The organism is Bombilactobacillus bombi, assembly GCF_013607485.1.
In the GTDB taxonomy this organism is placed as follows: domain Bacteria; phylum Bacillota; class Bacilli; order Lactobacillales; family Lactobacillaceae; genus Bombilactobacillus; species Bombilactobacillus bombi_A.
The window spans coordinates 1-3695 of record NZ_SCHP01000083.1; the positions used below are offsets into that span (position 1 = coordinate 1).

At 30.4% G+C, this 3695-nt stretch carries 3 protein-coding genes; 1 reads left to right on the forward strand and 2 read right to left on the reverse strand.

Features of this window, described 5'->3' with window-relative positions:
* The coding region (locus EQ827_RS08170; RefSeq protein WP_181190497.1) for an ArsR/SmtB family transcription factor at nucleotides 1-249 on the reverse strand (249 nt) is incomplete at its 3' end.
* A 1564-nt stretch (nucleotides 250-1813) separates the two neighbouring features.
* Nucleotides 1814-3211: an MFS transporter gene (locus tag EQ827_RS08175; protein WP_181190498.1), complete on the reverse strand. Its 1398-nt coding sequence runs from the start codon at nucleotides 3209-3211 to the stop codon at nucleotides 1814-1816.
* Nucleotides 3212-3436: 225 nt separating this feature from the next.
* Here EQ827_RS08175 and EQ827_RS09280 point away from each other — a divergent pair.
* Nucleotides 3437-3695 (forward strand): TetR/AcrR family transcriptional regulator (locus EQ827_RS09280; RefSeq protein ID WP_373563520.1); only part of this gene is annotated, 259 nt, incomplete at its 3' end.

Here is a 3695-nt window from a genome sequence, read left to right on the forward strand (position 1 = left end):
ATTTAATTTAACGTATTTTTCTCGAGATTCTTTTTTTGTAATAGTAAGTCCCGCCTCTCTCAATACCTTAAAATGATAAGAACCAGCGGATTTTCCAATCTTTAAATATTGATTAATTTCACTGCATGTTACACCATGATCTACATTTTTCAAGTATCTAATAATATCTAACCTTATTGGATCAGCTAATGCTTTAAATATTTTAATCCTTATTTGGTCTAATTCCTTATTATCTAATTCTATAATCATATGACCAACTCCTGCTTATATGTTTAAAAATTTATTAAATAGCGCAGATTCTATAATTAAACCGAACAGCCTTAATCTAAAAAACCCAAAGTAATTACTTTACAATAGTAGTTACGACAACCAACCATGAAAGTAGGAAATTACTTTGAGCACTATTACTTTATCATAGTTTGCCCACTGAGCGATAGCCGTTTTTCTCTCATAAAGCAAAATGAAACAACAAATCGCTGCTGCAGTTAATGTAGCTAAGTCCACTAACTGTACAAAATTACAACGGATATGACCTTATATCAACAAGATGTTGATAATAAAAGAAAAACACTCTGATCGTAAAACAATTATCACTGCGCATCTCAAGCAGTTTGTAGAAATGCTTAGCTTGGCCCCTGAAATCGATTACCAATAAATTTAAATTATCAGCTGCATCAATTTATAATTGGTTACTTTTGAAACTCAATAATTTATAAGAACTTAATCGGCGCCATTAGCATCTCAAAGAGACTCGTAGTCAATATCAAACTGCCACCAGTATTGAGCACCAGTCAATCAGCTTACAGATTTTGGTCACCGTAAAGTAATACCATTTGATCAAGTCACGGACAAATCAGGGAAATTGTCTAGTTACCCTTGCGAAACGATATAATCATTATTTTGACTCCTTCAATCAGGTTTTTGCGAGCTTTACGTAGAGTTTTGGCAGCATGGTTAAAAGAATTACGGTTGATAGTTGATTTTCCCCAGTATCAAAACTTAGAATAGCGATATGGCTTAACTGCTTAATTTTGTAATCCATATTTTCCTTGTAAACGAGGCAATCATAAGTCTTTAGCTGTAAGCTACACTAGTTCTTTTCTAAGAAAAATGACTTTAATAAAGTGTTGGAAGTAATTAAACTGATTAATAATCTGGCTTTAAGACTGCACAATTATCGTACTGCCATTGAAGTTTTTAGATCTTGCTCGGATTAAACTTGTAATCTGCTACATAGATACTTGGCGTTTTATACATTTTTGTGTTCTTTAAGGTAATCTGAATAAGATGATCATTTTTAGTTAATTTTACTTTTTTGCTAGTTTAATGTGGAGTTGCTTTTGTGTTGCTTACTGACTGTGAAGAACATTTCTAGAATATTTTGAAAATATATCGCTATTGATATTGCCATCCTTGATCGTAATGAATAATTTGTATTACTCCAACTAGTAATTATATGTTAGATTAGATCTATTGTCTCACTCAATTCTGATTATTGACTTAAATATACACAAGGGTATTAACACCTACTAATTATACCCCCACTACTGGTTGACCTAGTGGACTAAGTGATATCTGTGTGAAATAAACCTTTATAGGATATATTTTGTCTATCAGATATTCTTCAACAATTTTAGTTTTTAATTCCAGAAAAAAGTGCCCCATAATTGTTAGCATTTACCTAACAATTATGAGGCGCTTCAAACACTTAAAGGTATAGAGCCTTTTTATTAAGTAGAACTATTAATTTTAAAGTAAAATACTTATTGTTATTATTCTAATAACTACAAAACATTACATTTTTATTAGTATTCTACTTTGATAATTTGTTTAAATATTGCTGTTTTTTCGAGAAACATAAGCTTAACAATAAAGATAGTACTAAAAATGGGATCCAGAATTTATACATTTTTAGATAGGCTATTGAAAGATTTTGAGGAGTCTTAAATTTGATATTTTGCAAATTATTATTCAACATTGACATAAAGATAGAAACGCCTAAAACTGAACCAATTTGTCGAAACACAGTAATTACGCTTTGTGATGCTGTTAGAAGATCTCCTTCCAAGTCAGAGGCGGCTAATACATTAACTGGTCCAGAAATTATACCAAAACCAATTCCACAAATTAATGTTGCCAAGGACATATTAATTACTTTATCTGCATTCAATACAGTTAATAAATAATAAGATAAGGCTAAACAAACTAATCCATAAAAGACTATCATTCGAGGACCTAACTTATTAATTAAAAGACTTCCCAGTCCACCAAAGCAAAAAACTGCAATTGACATAGGCAATAAAATCAAAGCTGCATTAAATTCAGTTTTCCCCTGTATTCTTGTAAAGAAAGTAGGCATCATAACAATTACACCAATATAAAAAAACTGTGCTAATAACCCAACGACTGAAGAACTCACAAATGCTCCAACTCTAAACAATCGTAAATTAACCATAGGTGAAACAACGTGTTTTTCTATTTCTAAGAAAACAATAATAAAAATAAAACTACTAATAAAACATCCAAATGTCTTAATATTAGTCCACTGCCAGTTTCGCCCTTCAATAATTCCCAAGGTTAGAAAAAAAAGAGCCAACATCGAAAAAATACTACCCCACCAATCGATTTTAACATGAACATTTGTTTCTGAATTTATTGATAAGCTAATTAAGCTTAAAGCTACGGCCAAAATCACTATAGGAATATTAATCAAAAAAATCCAATGCCAGCTTAATGTGTCAGTTATTAAACCTCCTAGAGTAGGACCAATAGCTGCAGCCCCTCCTTGAGTTAATCCTAAAGCTGCAACAACTTTAAATCTTTGATCAACGTTCCAAGTCGAAATTCCAATTGTATTAGCTAATGGCAATAAAATTGCAGCTCCAATACTAGACACAGCACGTCCTAAAATTAAAAAAGTAAAACTGTTGGCCATTCCTGCAATCAACGATCCAATCCCAAATCCAATCAAACCAAAAAGGTACATGCGATTACGACCAAATATCTCGCCTAATCTACTTAAAGGAATGGTGAATGAAGCAAAAATAATCGTATAAACATTTAGTGTCCAAGATAACTGACTAGTATTTACCTTTAATCCTTGTTGGATTGCCGGTAAGGCAATGTTCATAATCGTTGTATCCAGCATAACTAAAAATATTCCCAAACACATCGCAATTGTGGATAAGATCTTTCTTCTTTTTTTATCCATATTATTTCTCCTTTTTAATATGAGCAATGGCTCATATTTATTAAAAATAATTATGCTACTTTACATAAAAAAAAGCAACATAATAATGAGTTCACAATATTTTTTTGAAATATAGTATATAATTAAATGTAACTAATGTTAGATAATGTAACTAATGTTAGATAAGGAGAGATCATCATACCTAGAAAACCTATTCAAAAAAGAAGTAAAGAAAAAAAAGAAAAAATATTACTCACAGCTCAAAAATTATTTATAGAAGAAAATTATTTTACAGTAAGTACAAACGAAATTGCTAAGAATGCCAATGTATCTATAGGCACTCTCTATTCCTACTTTAATGATAAAAAAGCTATATTATTACATTTGCTAAGTGATTACGATCAATCTTTTGATAAAATATTTCAAGAATTAAACACCCCAGAAAATGTTATTATATTTAAAAACAATCTCAAACAATGGATTAATAGATTATTAGATATACTAG